Source organism: Ruegeria sp. HKCCA5491 (genome assembly GCF_013034565.1).
Lineage (GTDB): Bacteria > Pseudomonadota > Alphaproteobacteria > Rhodobacterales > Rhodobacteraceae > Ruegeria.
Window position 1 is genome coordinate 154,195 of the sequence record NZ_WQGG01000002.1, and the last position, 18,575, is coordinate 172,769.

General features: G+C 58.5%; 17 protein-coding genes. 10 read left to right on the top strand and 7 right to left on the bottom strand.

Features of this window, described 5'->3' with window-relative positions; all coding sequences use genetic code 11:
* Positions 1-290: 290 nt before the first annotated feature.
* From GOV88_RS04505 to GOV88_RS04515, 3 genes are all read left to right on the top strand, one after another.
* Complete coding sequence (locus tag GOV88_RS04505) at positions 291-662, top strand: helix-turn-helix domain-containing protein (protein WP_171120458.1); 372 nt, start codon at positions 291-293, stop codon at positions 660-662.
* 44 nt (positions 663-706) lie between these two features.
* Positions 707-1,498, top strand: coding sequence for a histidinol-phosphatase (hisN, locus tag GOV88_RS04510; protein WP_171239659.1), 792 nt, complete (start codon positions 707-709; stop codon positions 1,496-1,498).
* A gap of 115 nt (positions 1,499-1,613) precedes the next feature.
* Positions 1,614-2,948, top strand: a complete 1,335-nt coding sequence (locus GOV88_RS04515; RefSeq protein WP_171239660.1) for an 8-oxoguanine deaminase — start codon at positions 1,614-1,616, stop codon at positions 2,946-2,948.
* A 68-nt stretch (positions 2,949-3,016) separates the two neighbouring features.
* Here GOV88_RS04515 and guaD read toward each other — a convergent pair whose 3' ends face one another.
* On the bottom strand, positions 3,017-4,306 hold the full coding sequence (gene guaD / locus GOV88_RS04520) for a guanine deaminase (RefSeq protein WP_171239789.1): 1,290 nt from the start codon (positions 4,304-4,306) through the stop codon (positions 3,017-3,019).
* A gap of 140 nt (positions 4,307-4,446) precedes the next feature.
* On the opposite strand from guaD, the gene mgtE reads away from it, so the two are divergent.
* Together mgtE and GOV88_RS04530 are read left to right on the top strand one after the other, a co-directional pair.
* A complete protein-coding gene (gene mgtE, locus GOV88_RS04525) occupies positions 4,447-5,841 on the top strand; it encodes a magnesium transporter (RefSeq protein ID WP_171120463.1) in 1,395 nt (464 codons plus the stop codon).
* Entirely contained in the window at positions 5,838-6,401 is a 564-nt protein-coding gene (locus tag GOV88_RS04530) for a 5-formyltetrahydrofolate cyclo-ligase (RefSeq protein WP_171239661.1), read from the top strand. Before mgtE ends, GOV88_RS04530 begins: the two co-directional genes overlap by 4 nt.
* A gap of 8 nt (positions 6,402-6,409) precedes the next feature.
* Here the strand turns inward: GOV88_RS04530 and GOV88_RS04535 are convergent, their stop codons facing one another.
* Positions 6,410-6,637, bottom strand: coding sequence for a DUF333 domain-containing protein (locus GOV88_RS04535; RefSeq protein WP_171120467.1), 228 nt, complete (start codon positions 6,635-6,637; stop codon positions 6,410-6,412).
* Between the two features lie 88 nt (positions 6,638-6,725).
* Here GOV88_RS04535 and GOV88_RS04540 point away from each other — a divergent pair, with 88 nt between their 5' ends.
* The 3 genes from GOV88_RS04540 to GOV88_RS04550 all read left to right on the top strand — a co-directional run bounded on the left by GOV88_RS04540 (position 6,726) and on the right by GOV88_RS04550 (position 10,238).
* Positions 6,726-7,541, top strand: coding sequence for a TIGR00282 family metallophosphoesterase (locus GOV88_RS04540; protein WP_171239662.1), 816 nt, complete (start codon positions 6,726-6,728; stop codon positions 7,539-7,541).
* Positions 7,542-7,621: 80 nt separating this feature from the next.
* Positions 7,622-9,400, top strand: a complete 1,779-nt coding sequence (locus tag GOV88_RS04545) for an SLC13 family permease (protein WP_171239663.1) — start codon at positions 7,622-7,624, stop codon at positions 9,398-9,400.
* Between the two features lie 97 nt (positions 9,401-9,497).
* On the top strand, positions 9,498-10,238 hold the full coding sequence (locus GOV88_RS04550; protein ID WP_171239664.1) for a YbaY family lipoprotein: 741 nt from the start codon (positions 9,498-9,500) through the stop codon (positions 10,236-10,238).
* A gap of 12 nt (positions 10,239-10,250) precedes the next feature.
* Here the strand turns inward: GOV88_RS04550 and GOV88_RS04555 are convergent, their stop codons facing one another.
* The 4 genes from GOV88_RS04555 to GOV88_RS04570 all read right to left on the bottom strand — a co-directional run bounded on the left by GOV88_RS04555 (position 10,251) and on the right by GOV88_RS04570 (position 15,377).
* Positions 10,251-11,912: an FAD-binding dehydrogenase gene (locus tag GOV88_RS04555; protein WP_171239665.1), complete on the bottom strand. Its 1,662-nt coding sequence runs from the start codon at positions 11,910-11,912 to the stop codon at positions 10,251-10,253.
* Between the two features lie 11 nt (positions 11,913-11,923).
* Positions 11,924-12,781, bottom strand: a complete 858-nt coding sequence (locus GOV88_RS04560) for a bile acid:sodium symporter family protein (RefSeq protein WP_171239666.1) — start codon at positions 12,779-12,781, stop codon at positions 11,924-11,926.
* A gap of 72 nt (positions 12,782-12,853) precedes the next feature.
* A complete protein-coding gene (locus tag GOV88_RS04565) occupies positions 12,854-13,588 on the bottom strand; it encodes a glutamine amidotransferase (protein WP_171120481.1) in 735 nt (244 codons plus the stop codon).
* A gap of 16 nt (positions 13,589-13,604) precedes the next feature.
* Positions 13,605-15,377 (bottom strand): SLC13 family permease, encoded by a 1,773-nt coding sequence (locus GOV88_RS04570; protein ID WP_171239667.1) that lies wholly within the window; start codon positions 15,375-15,377, stop codon positions 13,605-13,607.
* Positions 15,378-15,487: 110 nt separating this feature from the next.
* On the opposite strand from GOV88_RS04570, the gene GOV88_RS04575 reads away from it, so the two are divergent.
* The gene (locus GOV88_RS04575; RefSeq protein ID WP_171239668.1) at positions 15,488-16,228 is read left to right on the top strand and encodes a YebC/PmpR family DNA-binding transcriptional regulator; all 741 of its coding nucleotides are present in this window, start codon (positions 15,488-15,490) and stop codon (positions 16,226-16,228) included.
* A gap of 164 nt (positions 16,229-16,392) precedes the next feature.
* Positions 16,393-17,661 (top strand): MFS transporter, encoded by a 1,269-nt coding sequence (locus GOV88_RS04580; RefSeq protein WP_171239669.1) that lies wholly within the window; start codon positions 16,393-16,395, stop codon positions 17,659-17,661.
* A gap of 14 nt (positions 17,662-17,675) precedes the next feature.
* Here the strand turns inward: GOV88_RS04580 and GOV88_RS04585 are convergent, their stop codons facing one another.
* Positions 17,676-18,563: a LysR family transcriptional regulator ArgP gene (locus GOV88_RS04585; RefSeq protein ID WP_171239670.1), complete on the bottom strand. Its 888-nt coding sequence runs from the start codon at positions 18,561-18,563 to the stop codon at positions 17,676-17,678.
* Between the last annotated feature and the right edge of the window lie 12 nt (positions 18,564-18,575).

Below are 18,575 nucleotides of genomic sequence, written 5' to 3' on the forward strand. Positions count from 1 at the left end.
ATGTCAATCGTTTACCCCACGAGACAATTGGGGCGGAAATCTCAATATTGAACATTATATGTAATAAGTGCACGTGCAGGCTTTGGTGGACCCGTACAACCATAAACCTTTGTTACCGGACGAAGATTCAACCTTCTTGAAAAAATAACCAAAAGAAGCAATATTGCGCTATGGTGCTGATTTGGGGGCATGATCCAAATTAGGGAGTGGTTAAGCACAGCTCACTAGTGATGCGGCAGTGAAAGCGGTCGCGCGCCCCCTGTGGTTGTGTGTAGGAGAGGAGAATACCAATGACTCATCACGTCGATGTCCATGTGGGCAAACGCGTCCGGCATCGCCGCTGGCTGATAGGCATGACCCAGCAGCAGCTGGCGCAGCAGGTTGGTATTAAGTTTCAACAGATCCAAAAATACGAGACCGGCGCCAATCGGATCAGCGCCTCTCGTCTGTGGGATATTGCCGAAGCATTGGATGTTCCCGTCAGTTTTTTCTTTGAAGGTCTGGAAGAGACCGAGAAAGACACAGCCGGCAAGAAGTCTGTACCTGCCGATCTGATGGGCGACAAAGAAGCGCTGGACCTGGTCCGGTCCTATTACGCGATCCCCGAAAATCAGCGCCGCCGTTTGTTCGAACTGGCGCGTGTCCTAAGCGATGTCGCGTAATTTGCCGGGTTGACTTCGGTGCGTGCGGGCCGCACGGGTAGCGCATGCAAAAAACTTCGCTGAATGACTTGGAAGTCGCTGAAGAAATGGCCGATGCAGCACGCGAGGCCATTCTTCCTTATTTCAGGCAATCCAACCTGGAAACATCCAATAAACTGTCTGGTGGGTTCGATCCCGTCACCATTGCCGACCGAGAGGCTGAAAAAGCCATGCGCGAAGTTCTTGCCCGTCACCGGCCCGATGACGGCATTTTCGGCGAGGAATTCGGACAGGTCCAAGGCAGCACAGGTCGCACGTGGGTTCTTGACCCGATCGACGGTACGCGGGGGTTCATCAGTGGCACGCCGACCTGGGGTGTTCTGATCGCGTTGAGCGGTCAGGACGGCCCGATAATGGGCGTCATTGACCAGCCCTATATCGGTGAAAGGTTTTTGGGTTCCGCAGATATCGCTCAGGCGGTCGGGCCGACTGGGACGATGCAGCTCAGCACGCGGTCGACGCGCACTTTAGATGAAGCGATTCTGTTCACGACGTTCCCCGAAGTCGGATCTTTGCAGGATCGTGCAGGGTTCGAGGCCGTCGCACAACACGTGCGCCTGACCCGGTACGGCATGGATTGCTACGCTTATGCCTTGCTGGCCGCTGGTCAGGTTGACCTGGTGATCGAGTCGGGTCTGAACTCCTATGACATCCAAGCCCCAATTGCGGTGATCCAGGCCGCAGGCGGTATTGTCACCGACTGGCAAGGCGGCGCTGCCCATAATGGTGGGCGCGCACTGGCTGCGGCAAATGCGGATGTCCATGCCGCAGCTTTGGAAATCCTGCGCAATTATTGAAACCTGTTGCCGTGGCGGAGCCGGTCGGGTAGGTTCTGCCCGGCTGGTTCTTATGCCCGTTTTCCGCCAGCCTTCGCACTCCATGCATGAAACGGGCTTGTGCAAGGAGGGCGAAATGACCGAAATCCTTATCAAAAATGCCGACACAATCCTGACAATGGATGACACGCGCCAAGAGCTTTCGGGCGCGGATATCCTGATCCGTGACGGCCAGATTGCCCAGGTCGGGCATGCGTTGCAGACGGGCGGCGATATCCACGATGCTTCGGGTTGCGTTGTGACCCCCGGACTGGTGAACACGCATCACCACCTGTATCAAACCCTGACGCGCGCTGTTCAGGGGGGGCAGGATGCGCTGTTGTTCGGCTGGTTGAAAACGCTCTATCCAATCTGGTCCCAGTTCGGACCGGAAGAGATGTTTGTCTCAGCACAGATTGGACTGGCAGAGCTTGCCCTGTCGGGATGCACCCTGAGCTCAGATCACCTGTACCTGTATCCGAACGGCGCCAAGCTGGACGACACCATTGCTGCGGCGGCTGAGGTCGGTATGCGGTTTCATCCCACACGCGGCGCGATGAGCATAGGTGAAAGCGAAGGTGGCCTTCCGCCGGATTCTCTGGTCGAGGCCGAACCCGCCATTCTCGAGGACATGATCCGCGTGGTTGATACATTCCACGACCCTTCTGACGGAGCCATGTGCCGGGTGGGGCTAGCACCCTGTTCACCTTTCTCGGTCAGCCGCGACCTTATGCGGGACTCCGCGGTTCTGGCCCGCGACAAGGGTGTAATGCTTCATACACATTTGGCTGAGAACGACGAGGATATCGCTTATTCGCAGGCGCAGTTTGGCTGCCGACCGGGGCAATATGCCGAAGAACTGGGCTGGACCGGATCAGATGTCTGGCACGCCCACTGCGTTAAGCTGGACGGGGCTGAGATCGACCTATTCGCACGTACACAAACCGGGGTGGCTCATTGCCCCTGTTCGAATTGCCGCCTTGGGTCCGGCATCGCACCAGTGCGCGCCATGCGAGATCGCGGTGTACCCGTCGGGCTCGGCGCGGATGGGTCCGCCAGCAATGATAATGGAAGTTTGGTCCTTGAGGCACGGCAGGTCATGCTGCTGCAGCGGGTCGCAAACGGGGCCGATGCTATGTCTTCGCGCGAGGCGCTGGAAATCGCCACCCGAGGCGGCGCAGATGTGCTGAACCGCCCCGATTGCGGACGGTTAGCGCCCGGCAAACGCGCCGATATTGCCATCTGGGATACGCGCGGCATCGAAAGCGCCGGCAGTTGGGACCCGGCAGCCTTGCTGCTGGCGGGGCCGATGAAGGTCAAGCACCTGTTTGTAGAAGGCCGCCAGATCGTGCGTGACGGGCAGATCACAACGCTCGACCTGCCCAGAACTATCGAAACCCAAAACCGCCTCGCCCGCGCTTTGGCAGGCTAGGTCAGGGTCCGCTCTTCATCTGGCTCAAAATATCCCCGCCGGAGGCATGGGCCGTAGGCCTATTCCCTTCAGCGCGATACGGCCCGCCCGCCGATCCAAACCTCGGCAATGGCACGGTCGTCGCCCATCATGATGGTTGGGAAAATGGCTTCCCATAGATCCTCGGCGCAGGCTTCACGCTGGGCAATCGCGGGGGTTGAGGCAAGGTCAAGTACGACCAAGTCCGCCTCCATCCCCGGTGCGACGTTGCCGATGCTGTCATCCAGCCGCAGCGAGCGGGCGGAACCGACGGTGCCCAGCCACAGCAGTTGCGCCGCGTGCAAAGGCGCGCCGCGCAGTTGGCCAATCTCGTAGGCCGAAGCCATGGTGTGCAGCATCGAAAAGCTTGACCCGCCGCCTGTATCCGTTGCCAAGCCGACGCGGTGGCCGTCCTGCATCAGGCCGGTCATGTCGAACAAGCCTGAGCCGATGAACGTGTTGGACGTCGGGCAGTGGATCAGGGCCGCATCCACTTCGCGCAGGCGATCGCGTTCGCGCGCCTCCAGATGGATGACGTGGCCGTAGACGCTGTACGATCCCAGCAGGCCGAATTTCTCATATGTATCCAGATAATCCCGCGCCTCGGGGAACAGCTCGCGAACCCATGCGATTTCGTCAGTCTGCTCGCTAAGATGGGTTTGCATCAGGCAATGCGGGTGCTCGGCCCACAGCGCACCCATCGCCTCAAGTTGTTCGGGCGTGGATGTAGGAGAGAAGCGGGGCGTGATCGCATAAGACAGGCGGTCGACTCCATGCCAGTTCTCCAGCAACGCTTGGGACTGATCATAGGCCGTCTGGGCCGTGTCCCGCAGCCCCTCGGGTGCATTGCGATCCATGCAGGTTTTGCCCGCGACCACGCGCTGATTGCGCTGCTGTGCGGTTGTGAAAAAGGCGTCGACGCTTTCGGGGTGGATGGTGCAAAAGCTGCACATCGTCGTCGTTCCATGGGCCGCCGTCAGATCGAGATAGCGGTTCGCAATCTCCGAGGCATAAGCCGGATCGCCGAACTTCATCTCCTCGGGGAAAGTATAGGTGTTCAGCCAGTCGATCAGGCGTTTGCCCCAACTGGCGATCATCGCGGTCTGGGGATAGTGCACATGCGCATCCACGAACCCAGCCATGATGACATGATTGCCGTGGTCAACCACGGCGGCCTCGGGATGTGCGGAACGCAGGCTGTCAGCATCCGCCACCGCCGAAATCCGGCCGTCTTCGATCAGAACGGCCTCGCTGATCTTGACGGCCTCGGTCGGCTCTCCTTCGAAGGGGGAACCTGTAAAGCTCAGAACACGCCCTTTCAGCAGCGTTTTTTGCGCCATTTTCATTCATCTCCGCCTGTATGGGACTGCGAAACAGCATAAGGGCGGGAAACTTGCCGGTAAATCGGCGCATTGTCATTGTTTTCTGGTAGCTGCTTCTTCTAATTAGGGGGCAATGACCGAACGGAACGGGGGCAGATATGACCACAGGCTTTGATGAACCCGTAATAGATACGCACAGCGACGAAGACGTCTATGCGCTGGATCGCAAAACCGTGGCTTCGATCCTTTACGCGGTGGATGTGGATGACCGCGACAAGTTGATCGAGTTGATGGAGCCGTTGCACCCGGCTGATATTGCGGACCTTCTTGAGCAGATCAACCCATATGATCGCGCCCGGCTGATCCGGCTTTATGACAAGGAATTCGACGGCGATATCTTGTCGGAACTCGATGAGGCCGTTCGTGAGGAGATCATCGGCATCCTCAAGCCGGACGTTCTGGCCGATGCCGTCCGCGACATGGAAAGCGACGATGTCGTTGACCTGCTCGAGGACCTTGAAGAACCGCAGCAAGAAGCCATTCTGGACGCGCTGGAGGATTCCGAGCGGATCGCGGCGGAACAGGCCCTGTCCTACCCCGAAAATTCAGCCGGTCGTCTTATGCAGCGCGAAGTCGTCATGGCGCCTGAGCATTGGACAGTGGGACAAGCCATCGATTTCATGCGAGCCAATGATGGTCTGCCCGAGCAGTTCTATCACGTCGTGCTGGTTGATCCCCGCCTGAAGCCCTCGGCTCAGGTCATGTTGGGTAAGCTTATGGCGGCGCGGCGCGACGTGCCGTTGCAGGACATCACCGAAGAGGAATTTCACACAATTCCCGTCGACCAGGATGAGGAAGACGTGGCCTATGCCTTCAACCAGTACCACCTGATCTCGGCCCCGGTTGTCGATGCTGACGGTCGGCTGGTCGGGGTCATCACAATCGACGACGCCATGGTGGTTCTGGACGAAGAGCATGAGGAAGACATCCTGCGTCTGGCGGGGGTGAGCGACGAAAGCTCGCTGTCCGACTCGGTGGCGGCAACCAGTAAGCGGCGTCTGCCGTGGCTGGCCGTGAACCTGTGCACAGCGATCTGTGCTTCGCTGGTTATCTCGCAATTCGAGGCGGCGATTGATCAATTGGTGGCGCTGGCGATCCTGATGCCGATTGTGGCGTCGATGGGCGGCAATGCCGGGACACAGTCGTTGACGGTTGCCGTGCGCGCACTGGCAACGCGCGACCTGACGCCGTCGAACGTGCTGCGGGTGATCCGTCGTGAGTTGCTGGTGGGTATGTTGAACGGCCTGTGCTTCGCCATCGTGCTGGGAACGGTCGGGATGTTGTGGTTCGATTCGCCGCTATTGGGTGTCGTGATCGGGGCCGCCTTGGTCGTGAACATGATCATCGCTGGTTTCGTTGGTACGGTAGTACCGGTGGTGCTGGACCGTCTGGGCGCTGACCCGGCGCTTGCGTCCGGCACCTTTGTGACAACCACGACGGATGTCATGGGGTTCTTCCTGTTCCTTGGACTTGCCAGCGTGGTGCTATTGTGACCGATCTGACCGAAATTAAGGCCGCAGCACGGAAAGAGGCGTTCGCCCGTCGAAAGGCCGCGTTTGATGCGCGCTTACCCGGTGCGGCCGGGCGCCTGTCCGAAGTTCTGGCGGGGCACCGGGGTGTTCCTCTGTCTGGCTATATGCCGATCCGAACCGAAATTGACCCACTTCCGGCAATGGCCGAGGCATCGGCTTATGGCCCGGTTGGTGTGCCTGTCATACAGGCCGCAGGACAGCCCTTGAAGTTCTCTCGCTGGATACCTGAGGGCACGTTGAAGGACGGGCCATTCGGGGCCAAAGTTCCCGAGGTCGATGACTATTTCGAGCCGGAAATCCTGATCGTCCCACTGGTCGCGTTTGACGCCCAAGGGGGACGACTGGGGTATGGCGGCGGCTTTTATGACCGCACGCTGGAAGGGCTGCGGGCAAAGCGGCCAACACTTGCCATTGGTTTTGCGTTCGATGCGCAACAGGCCGATCGGCTGCCTCTTGAGTCAACCGATCAACCGTTGGACATGGTCGTTACAGAAAGTCGTGTACTGACCTTTCCGTCGTGAATGGAATATTATCCCGAGTGGTTCTCGCGGAAATAATCCCAGGCATCGACTTCCTGACCGTCTGCCAGTTTGCAGATTCCGGTCTGCCCGTCGGCACCGTCACGGATTTCGTATGTTCCACCGCTTTCAACGCAGAATGTCGCTGCGGGATTCGCCAGTTCTGCTGATTGCTCAGGCACTGGGTCACAGGCGGCAAGCGGAGTCAGAATTGCAGCCAACAAAAGGAATCGGTTCATCAAGAGCTCCTTTGGAATAGGAATTTGCGGTTTATGGTGTCAGTTTAACCACTTGTGCTTGATGGATGCCACACTTAGGACGGTTTAAATGAGGATTCTGTTTTTGGGTGACGTCATGGGCCGGGCGGGACGCTCGGCCGTTCAGCAGCACTTGCCGCGTTTGCGCGACGAATGGCGGCTCGATTTTGTTGTGGTCAATGGTGAGAACGCCTCGAACGGGATGGGGCTGAGCGGGGATCACGCCAAACTGCTGCTGGATGCGGGCGCGGATTGCCTGACGTTGGGCGATCACGCGTTCGACCAGAAAGACATGCTGCAGTTCATCGAAAATGAGCCGCGCATTGTGCGCCCCGTGAACTTTGCCAAAGGCGCGCCGGGGCGAGGGCATCGTCTGTATACCGCGCCGGGGGGACGCAAGGTGCTTGTGGTGCAGGTGCTGGGGCAGGTGTTCATGAAGCGGCCCTTTGATGACCCGTTTTCGGCTGTTGAACCAATCCTGAAGTCACATCCACGTGGTGGGCAAGCTCAGGCGATCATCGTCGACATGCATTGTGAGGCGACCTCGGAAAAAATGGCGATGGGCCATTATTGCGACAAACGTGCCAGCCTTGTGGTGGGCACGCATACGCATGTGCCAACGGCGGACGCGCAGATCCTTCCGGGCGGCACAGCCTATTTGACCGATGCGGGTATGTGCGGGGATTATGACTCGGTGATCGGCATGGACAAGGTAGAACCCATGCGCCGTTTTATCACCGGAATGCCTAAGGCCAGATTTACTCCGGCCAATGGTGAGGCAACCCTCAGCGGGGTGTTCGTCGAGACCGACGATCAGAACGGGCAGGCAAAATCTGTTCAAATGGTACGCGTTGGCGGGCGGTTACAGCAGGCGGGGCCGCAGTAAGGCTTGCTCTGGCCCGCGCAATGCGGGAAACTGCGTGCCGGGCGCGTATGCCAAGCCAGGGTTCGGACAGAATACCAAGAATGCAATTCCTCCAACTGACAGAAACAGGAAGCGCGATACTGGCGCTGTTGGTCGTCGCAGGCATGTTCGTCATGTTCCTGCGAGAGGTCTATCCGACCGAGGTCGTCGCCATTGGCGGCGTGGCCGTGATGCTGGTGACAGGCATTCTTCCATACCAAAGTGCCTTGGCTGTCCTGTCAAACCCCGCGCCTTGGACCATTGCCGCGATGTTCATCATCATGGGCGCGCTGGTACGGACCGGAGCGTTGGATGCGTTCACCTCGACTGCCCAGAAACAGGCGCAGGTGAACCCGCGTATCGCTATCGGATTACTGATGGCCTTCGTGGTTCTGGCGTCGGCGGTTGTGTCGAACACACCGGTCGTTGTCGTGATGATCCCGGTATTTGTGCAGATTGCGCGGACGCTTAACGTCCCGGCCTCAAAACTGCTGATCCCACTCAGCTATGCGGCCATTCTGGGCGGAACGCTGACCCTTATCGGCACGTCGACCAACCTTTTGGTGGACGGTGTCGCCCGGTCGCAGGGCATGACTCCGTTCACGATTTTCGAGGTTACGCCGCTGGGGATCGCGCTGGTGATCTATGGTATGGTGTATCTCCGATTCATCGCGCCACGTTTACTGCCTGAGCGCGACAGCATGGCGTCGCTGTTAAGCGACAGGTCCAAGATGAAGTTCTTTACCGAGGCGGTTATCCCCCCGGAAAGCAACCTGATCGGCCGCGAAGTCACCGGTGTTCAGCTTTTCAAACGCCCCGGCGTGCGCCTGATCGACGTCATCCGGGGTGACGAATCGCTACGTCGGAACCTTAAAGGCGTTCAGCTACAGCTTGGTGATCGCGTGGTTTTGCGTACCCAGATGACCGAGTTGTTAAGCCTGCAGCGCAACAAGGAACTGAAGCGTGTGGATCAGGTTTCAGCGGTTGAGACCAAAACGGTCGAGGTACTGATCACTCCGGGTTGCCGCATGGTTGGGCGTACGCTGGGCGCAATGCGCTTGCGGCGGCGCTATGGCGTCTATGTGCTGGCGGTACACCGCCGGAACCAGAATATCGGGCGGCAACTGGATGAACTTGTGGTGCGTGTAGGTGATACTCTGCTGCTGGAAGGTTCGCCCGAGGATATTCAGCGTCTTGCGGCAGATATGGAGATGGTTGATGTCACGCAGCCCTCGGCCCGCGCGTTCCGCCGTAGCCAAGCGCCCATTGCGATCGGCGCACTTGCAGGCATCGTCGTGCTGGCCGCACTGGGCATTGCGCCAATTCTGCTGTTGTCGGTTCTGGCCGTTGCCGTGGTTCTGCTGACACGGTGTATCGACGCGGACGAGGCTTTTTCCTTTGTCGAAGGCCGCCTGTTGGCGCTGATCTTTTCCATGCTCGCCATTGGTGCCGCGCTGGACAAATCGGGCGCAGTCTCGCTGATCGTCGAAGCTGTCGCGCCGGGACTTAGCGCGCTGCCGCCTTTCCTGATCATTTGGGCCGTGTACCTGCTGACCTCAGTGCTGACCGAACTGGTGTCCAACAATGCGGTCGCTGTCGTTGTGACGCCCATCGCCATTGGGTTGGCGCAGGCCGTTGGTATTGACCCGCGCCCACTTGTCGTTGCGGTAATGGTTGCGGCCTCGGCGTCATTCGCTACTCCGATTGGGTATCAAACCAACATGATGGTTTATGGTCCGGGCGGGTACAGGTTCGTCGACTTCATGAAGGTGGGTATCCCACTGAACCTGACCGTGGGCTTGCTGGCGTCGCTTCTAATCCCTCTGATCTGGCCTTTGTAAGATCGGCGTATTACCGCTGGTTTTCCGGCGAAGTCCTTGTAAAATCGACCTCTATTACAATGTTTCTGGAAATAATTTTGCAGGAAGGAGCAAACATATGCTCAAATCCGGATCTTCTGCCCTGGCTGCTGTCGCGCTGACCGCCGTTCTGGGGGGCGCTGCGAGTGCCGGAACGATTGAAGGCACGGCCACCTATCGCGAACGTATCGCAGTGCCGCCTGATGCAACCCTGTTGGTGCAGTTGCAGGATGTTTCGCGCGCCGATGCGCCGTCGGTGACGCTGTCTTCCAAGCGCTATGCATTGACCGGAGTGCCCGCCCAATTCGAGCTTAGCTACGACGATGCGCTGATCCGAGACAGGATGCGGTATGTGGTGCGTGGGTCGATCTTTCAAGGTGACAAGCTGCTGTTCACGACGGACACGGCGTATCCGGTTCTGACGAACGGGGAAGGAAACACTGTCGATCTGGTTCTGGTCCAAACCCAACCACAGGGGGTCGCCACGTTGGAAAACACAAAGTGGATGGCGACCGGGCTGAACGGAAAACCGCTTGAGACAGAAAAGCGCCCAGAACTTGCCTTTGCCGAAGGTGGGGCGTTTTCAGGCAGCGGCGGCTGCAACCGGTTCGCAGGCGAGGCCGAGATTACCGGAAGTCAGATTGACTTTCCGGACAACATGGCCGCGACCCTGATGGCTTGCCCGCCGCCGCTGGATGAGATCGAGCGCGAGTTCTTCAAAGCCCTGTCCGGCGTGGCGGCTTATGCGTTCAAAGGCGACACGCTTGTGCTGCTAGACAGCGCAGGGCAGGCCGTCATCCAGTTCGCACGGGCGAGTTGATAGCTGGGGCCGTCACGCGACGGCCCGAGACCGCCCGGCATTGCGGCCAGAGAAAATGCAGCCCCCAAGGAACGTGCCCTCGAGCGCGTTGTACCCGTGGTAGCCGCCACCACCGAACCCGGCGACCTCTCCGGCGGCAAACAGGCCGGGGACGACCTGACCGTCGGCTCCGACCATCTGACTGTCGAGATTTGTTTGCAGACCGCCCAGAGTTTTACGGGTCAGAACGTGCAGCTTAACCGCGATCAGTGGCCCATTGGCCGGATCAAGAAACTTGTGCGGTTTGGCGGTTCGGATCAAACGATCCCCGCGATAATTGCGCGCCGCCAGAATCGCCGCCATCTGCGCATCTTTGGTGAACGGATTGTCGATCTGTGAGTCCCGCGCTTCGATCTGGGCGCGAAGGTGGGCTTCGTCGATCAGACCACTGCCCATCTGATTCATGCCGCTCACCAGCTCGGTCAACGTCTTGGCGACTATGAAATCCTCACCGTGTTCCTTGAACGCCTCAACCGGGGCTGTTGCCTTCGAGCCGGTTAAAATGCGCTGCAACAGAACTTCGCGCCAACCACCATCGGTCATGTCTGGGTTCTGCTCGGACCCCGAAAGCGCGAATTCTTTTTTGATCACCTTCTGGGTCAGGACGAACCAGCTGTATTCATACCCGGTTTTCAAGATTTCCTTCAGTGTGCCCAGCGTGTCAAACCCCGGCAGGCAGGGTGGTTTCATCCGATTTCCACGCGCATCAAACCACATCGAACTTGGGCCGGGCAAGATACGAATTCCGTGCGAGGGCCAGATCGGATTCCAGTTTCGCACACCTTCCGTATAATGCCACATCCGGTCGCCATTGATCACGTGCCCACCAGCCTTTTCACTGATCGCGATCATTCGGCCATCAACGTGAAAGGGCACGCCCGCAACCATATCCTTTGGGGGTTCCCCAAGCCGGTCGCGGGGCCAGTTCTTGCGGACCATCTCGAAATTACCACCGATCCCGCCGGAACTAACGATGACAGATGGTGCGTAAATCTCGAATTCTCCGACTTCGTCGCGGTTGGTTTTGGCCCCATGCTGGGCGGGGTCATCGGCCAACACCTCGCCAGAGACTCCTTTGGCGCAGCCGTTTTGCATGATGATGTGGCTGACCTGATGGCGGAACTTGATTTCGACCAGTCCGGTGGCGACATGCTCTTGCACACGGCGGATGAAGTGTTCCAGAACCCCCGGACCGGTACCCCATGTGATGTGAAACCGGGGAACCGAGTTTCCGTGACCGTCCGCATAGGACCCGCCGCGTTCTGCCCAGCCGACGATTGGGAACCACCGCAGACCCATATCATGCAGCCAGGGGCGCATTTCCCCGGCGGCGAACTCGACATAGGCTTCCGCCCATTTACGCGGCCAGGCGTCGTCGTCCCGGTCGAATTGGGCGCTGCCCAGCCAATCTCTCATGGCCAGTTCGTGACTGTCGCGAATTCCCATCCGGCGCTGTTCGGGCGTGTCGACCATGAACAGTCCGCCAAGGCTCCAGAACGCTTGCCCGCCAAGAAAGTGCTGCGGTTCCTGATCCAGTATGATCACTTTCTTGCCGCGATCCCCTAGTTCGGCTGCGGCGACCAGACCAGCCAGACCAGCCCCGACGACAATGGCGTCAGCAGTATTGTTGGACATGAAAACTCCTCTCAGCGGCGGCGGAACCAAAGGATCAGGGGAAGTGCGACCGCGTACATCGTGATCCCGTAAACGGCGGACGGAAGTGCAAGCGGACTGAACCCGCTTTCCGTGCCTGTAATCAAGGCGGCCAGTGTTATTCCCAAGGTCGAGTTCTGAATGCCGGTTTCGATTGAGACCGTCTTACTCTCATCCCACGACAGATTTGCGGCGCGCGCTAAACCAAGGCCAATCAGCAGCAAGGCGATATTAAGCGTGATCAAGCCTGCGCCCATAATGCTGAGATTGTCCACGAACAACTGCCAGTTACCTGCAAGCGCAGCAATAACGATCAGGACAAACAGGATCGTGGCAAGCTTTGATAACGGCGCGTCGACCCGATTGGCGAACCCGGTTGCGAAATGTCGGATGCTGACGCCGATGGCGACAGGCAATGTGGTGATCAGGAATAGGGCGATGGCCAACCCTGTGATCGAGACTTCGGGCGCGTCCTCTCCCATGAAATGAGCAATGGACCAAGCGGCCAGAATGGGAACGGTCAGCATGGACAGCAGGCTGATGACCGCCGTCAGGCTGACGGAAAGCGCGACATCACCCTTGGCCAGTTTGGACAGGATATTGCTTGTGACCCCGCCGGGGCAAAAGCTGAGAAGCATGAAGCCGACCGCGATTTCCGGCGGCAAGGCAAACAGCTTTACGGTCGCAAAGGCTGCAACGGGCAGCAGGATAATCTGCGATATGGCGCCGATCGCGAACGGGTAGCCCCTGCTTAGGACACGGCGAAAATCGGCGACTTCCAGCCCGATGCCCAATGACAGCATGATGATGGCCAGCGACAAGGGCAGGCCGACATTTATTATGAGATCCAAGAACAACTCCTCCCAAAGCCGTTCCGGGCAGCCTATGCGAGGGGCGCGCGATCAGGCAACAGCGCCGTAGGGTCATCCATACCGTTGTGCAAACCGCCGAAGGATTTTGCGCGGCTGGGTGACGTCCGCCGCATGGCAGATGTCGATCAGGCGCTGGGCATCTTCGGGCGGGAAATAGCCGTGATGCTTGTAGATGTTGATCCGTTCTTCAAAATCGCGCGCGTCGGCTTCGGGATGGAACTGAGTGGCATATACGTTCTGGCCCCAACGGATCATCTGAAACGGGCAGGGGTCCGAGGCCAACAGGTGCACGCAACCCTCGGGCAAGGCCTGAACCGCTTCCTTGTGGCCAACAAAGGCGTCAAAGCGTGGCTCTAGCCCCGAGGTCAGCGGGTCCTGCATTCCGTCTTCCGTCAGGCGGCAAGTAGATGGGCCGACGGGTTCGCCGAAGCGATCTTTACTAACTTCTCCGCCCAGATGGGCCGCCAGAATCCCCAAACCGTAACAGCACCCCATGAAGGGATGGTCCTGCGCGGTGATCTGCGGCATCAGCCCCATGATCGCCGCCTCAACCCGCGCATCGACCGCAGATTTTGTCGCCGGGTCGTCGCTGACACAACCGGGACCTCCGCCGACAATCACGCCTGCATAATCCGTCACGTTCAAACCTTCGGGCAGGTCTTCGCGGTCCAGCCGGAAACGATGCGTCTGGTCGGGTGTCAGCCCGGTCTTGTCCAGGATCGAGGCATACTCAGCGTCCGATGCATCGGTTTCAGGGCGCAGTTGCAGGATCAGAAATCGTTTCATACGCAGCCTTTACCCGTCACAGCGGCCAGAACACAAGGATTGCGGGGATCGAAACCGCAATGATCAGAATTTCCAGCGGCAGCCCCATGCGCCAGTAGTCGCCAAAGCGATACCCGCCGGGGCCCAGCACCAGCGTGTTGTTCTTATGTCCGATCGGCGTGAGGAACGCGGCCGAGGCTGCGACGGCGACGGTCATTAGAAACGGGTCAGGCGAAACCTCAAGCGTGCGGGCCATCTGGATGCCCACCGGGGCGGCAACGATCGCCGTTGCCGTGTTGTTCAGCACATCGGACAGCGTCATCGTGACGACCATCAGCACCGTCAAAATAGCCCAGGCGGGCATTCCATTGGTGAGTTGGATCAGCCCGTTTGCAATCAGTTCCGTACCGCCAGAGGTTTCAAGCGCGCTGCCCAACGGGATCATCGACCCCAGCAGAACGACCACGGGCCATTCGATATGGTTGTAGAGATCTGCAATGGGCATGATCTTGGTCAGCACGTAGGCAACGACCACCAGCCCCAGCGCAATCGGCAGGTAGATCAGCCCAACGCTGGCCGCAATAACGGCAGCGGCAAACAGGCCAATCGCCAGCCAAGCCTTGTCATTGGCGGTGACATTCAACCCGCGTTCAGCCAAAGGCAGGCATCCAAGCCATTCGGTGACATCCGCACTCCGGTCGCGTGGGCAGAGCAGCAAAAGGATATCACCGGCCTCGACTTCAGTTTTCCGAACTTGCTGGGTGATCCTGCGACCCTGGCGCGAGATACCCATAAGAACCGTGCTTTGGCGCCAAGCCAAGCCCAAACCTTGCGCGGTACGTCCAGTAATGCGCGCGCTCTCGGTGGCGACGACTTCGATCACTTCCAGCCCATCACCTTCGGCCGTCAGCAATTCCTGTCGACGCGTGTCCGAGAAATTCAGATTCAGCGCCGCGCGGAATTCGTCCAGTGCTTCGGGGCGGGCCTCCAGTACAAGCGCGTCGCCCTCGTGCAGGGTTGCATGTGCCGAACGGCCGTACCGCCGTTTGCCATCCCGGATCAGGCCGATGATGGCGACGTCCGATTTTTCGGCGACCTCGTACAGTTCGCTGACCCTTTTGCCGATATGGGCCGAATCCGGTGGGATCGTCAGTTCGGCAATATACTCGGCCAGTGCCTCGGAGCTTTCTTCTTGCGGTCCACGATTGGGGATCAGCCGCCAGCCAATCAACGAGACAAAAGCCAGGCCCGCAATAGCTGCCAGACCGCCAACCGGGGCAAAATCGAACATATGGAACGGCTCACCCAGTGTTTCCGCGCGGATCGAGGCAATGATGATATTGGGGGGTGTGCCGATCAGCGTGGCCATACCGCCCAGAATGGTCGCAAAGCTAAGCGGCATCAGAGTCAGCCCGACGGACCGCCCCGCTTTTCGCGCGGTCTGAATGTCGACAGGCATCAAAAGCGCCAGCGCTGCCACGTTATTCATGAACGCTGACAGAACAGCCCCGATTCCGCCCATCAGAGCGATATGAGCACCCAGGCCGCGCGACGCATCGACCAATGTGCGTGTGATCACGAAAACGGCACCCGACCGTACCAGCCCGGCGGAAACGACAAGAACCAGCGCCACGATAATCGTGGCCGGATGACCGAACCCGGCAAAGGCATCGTCCACTGGTACGACCCCAAGCACGACCCCGATCAACAGGGCGGAAAACGCCACGAGATCATACCGGTAACGCCCCCACAGCAGCATTCCAAATACAGTTGCAAAAAGGGTAAAAAGAATAATCTGATCTGTCGTCATGCCGACATCATACCCGCAAGTGGCCACCGGACAAGCCGCTCTCTTGATCCCGAGGCCCGCAAACGTCTATATGAGCGCCGAATACGCAATCACTATCACGAGGACGCACCATGGCAGGCCACTCCAAATGGGCCAATATCCAGCACCGCAAGGGACGTCAGGACGCCGCGCGGTCCAAACTGTTTTCCAAGCTGTCGAAAGAGATCACCGTCGCCGCCAAGATGGGCGATCCCGATCCCGACAAGAACCCGCGCCTGCGTCTGGCGGTGAAAGAGGCCAAGTCAAACTCGGTTCCCAAGGACGTGATCGACCGCGCAATCAAGAAGTCGGTCGCAGGTGAAGGCGACGAATACGAGGAAATCCGGTATGAGGGCTATGGCCCGAACGGTGTGGCTGTAATTGTCGAAACAATGACCGACAACCGTAACCGGACTGCGTCGACCGTGCGCTCGACCTTTTCGAAAAATGGCGGAAATCTTGGCGAGACCGGCTCGGTCGGGTTCATGTTCGAACGCAAGGGCGAAGTTGTTTACCCCGCGACCGTGGGCGATGCAGATACCGTGTTTGAAGCGGCGATTGAGGCAGGTGCCGAAGACGTCGAAAGCTCGGACGAGGGCCACATCATCTGGTGCGCCGATACCGATCTGAATGATGTGTCGAACGCATTGGAAGCGGCACTGGGCGAGACCGAGTCGACTAAGCTGGTTTGGAGACCGACTACGACCACCGAGTTGGGTTTGGACGACATGCAGAAGCTGATGAAGCTGGTCGATGCGTTGGAAGACGACGATGACGTCCAGCGCGTCACAACCAATTTCGAGGCATCGGACGAGGTTATGGCTCAACTTTGATCCGAACCTGAATTACTCTGCAAGAACCCGGCCATTGGCCGGGTTTTTTGTTTGCGTTTTCTGGATGCTTGGCCGGTGCTGTTAAACTCGGTAAGCTGCCATGAAACGCAATCGACCCCTAGCCTTAATTCAGGCCGAAAAAGGGGTGTCACATGATCGAGTGAATGACGAACAGCCCTTCTAATACTGCAAAACGGAACATCCCCGTTCTGACCGGGCAGAGCATTCTGTCTCAGGTCGCCTGGACACTTGGCAGCCCGTCCATCGTTTTGCCTTTTCTTGCCGTTTCGCTGGAACTGCCGATGTTCGTCGCGGGTGCGCTGGTATCGGTGCGCATGGTCGGCAGCATGATTTCCGATGTGTTCCTTGCCCAGCCGATTTCAGCCCGCGAGCGCAAGAAGCGCGGTATCGCAATTACGGAAATCGCAATAGGCGCATGCCTCGTTGTGGCACTTGTCATCGCCGCGACCGGAAAGGTTCCCCTTATCGCGATTGCCTTTGTGTCCGCGTTCTTTCTGATCGGTCTGATCGAAGAAATCCAATCGCTGATGTACACGGACCTTCTGGGCGATCACGTTCAATCAAAGTCGCGGATGATCATGCATTATCTGCAGCTTGGCGTTGGTGGGTTGGGTGCCATCGGGCTGGCGCTATTGGTTCACGAAATTACAAAGGAAAACCCACCATTTTCGCGCCATTCCGCGATTATTGCGGTGTCGGTGACTTTCTTTGTGTTGTCTGGTCTGTCCATTTTGGCGATGTCCGAAGGAACTTCGCGGCCACCGATCAGCGACCAAGCCTCTGCCGCGAAAAAACGGAAGTTCACCGAGAATTTCACGGATATCGCAGCCATGTTTAACGAGGCGTGGTTCCGTCGCTATATGATCATGCGCCTGCCGATTGTCGTGGTGTCCCTATCTGTGCCGTTCTTCGCCCTGATCGCAGCCGAAGCACACCACACCTCGGCCAAGGGTCTGACCGCGATGATAATTTCATCGGCGTCAGGCTATCTGGTCTCGGCTCCGTTGTGGCAATTGGTGAACATGAAATCGCATCGTGCGGTCATGGTTACGGGAAACCTGATGGTCGCCGTGACCGGAGCTGCCCTTTTGTCCGTTCACTACTTGGGTGTCGATCATGACGTCCACCTGCACGCGGTTGCGTTGTTTATTGTGACAGTCGCAGTTACGGGGATCAGCAGTGCGCGGAAGCTTTACTTTCTTGACGTCGCGCCCAAAGATCAGCGGGTAAAAGGTGCCGCCGCTATCAAGAGTATCTGCCGAATTTCCGGGGTTATTCTGTCTGCCGCACTTGCAGGGATTGCCCATATGCACGAAGTGGCCTGGGCGATCCTGTTCATCGTTATTATAAGCCTTTTTGCTGCCATCGCATGTTATCGCGTAGTTGTTCCGCGTTCCAAAGTTCCAGTTTAGTCTTGATCAGCGAGTTATGCGTCAGGCCGAAGGGCGCGCTGGGCGCATTTCAGGACAGCGGCGGTTAACGGCCTGAGCGCGGGGGCCAGAATACGCCCGACCTGCCACGTCATCGGGATATCCAGCGGCGCATCTTCAACCAGCAATCCCAGCCGTCCGTCCGATAGGGCTGTTTCCACCAGACCCACCGGGTTCATCCCCCATCCCAATCCTGCAATTGCCGCATCCACGAACCCCTGCGAAGAGGGCAGGAAGTGCGAAGGCGGAGAAAGACGGCGGCCCGTCTGCAGGGCGATCCATTCCTTTTGCAAGCTGTCCTTTCGATTGAAAGTCAGGCAGGGCGCGCGGGTTAAACTGGCTTCGTTTACACCGTTTGGGAACCATGTCCGCAGGTATTCCGGACTGGCCGTGGGAAGATACCTCAGCGCGCCCAAGGCAATCGCGTCACATCCGGCAATTGTTTGTCCGCCGACGGTTACCGCGGCGCTGACTTCGCCGCGCCGCAACCACTCGGCTGAGTAATCCTGATCGTCAATGACCAAATCGAACAGCAGGTCGTCGACCTGGGCCATCGCATCAATAAACCAGGTTGCCAGACAATCTGCCGGAACTGCGATACGCACCCGCGCCGGACCTGATTTGCGATCGAGGGTAAGCTCTCGTGCCAGTTTCGCCTCGAGCAATCCGATATCCTCGGCGTGTTGCGCGATCCGCAACCCCATTGGGGTGGCCGTACAAGGTGTGCCGCGATGTATCAAAGCCGCCCCGACACGATCTTCCAAGGCCTTGATCCGTTGAGAAATCGCCGACGGCGTTACAGACAGATCAGCGGCCGCGGCTTCGAAACTGCCGTGTCGCAAAATGGCCGACAATGCAGACAAGTGATGGGGGTCGATTATCATTAGTATAACTTA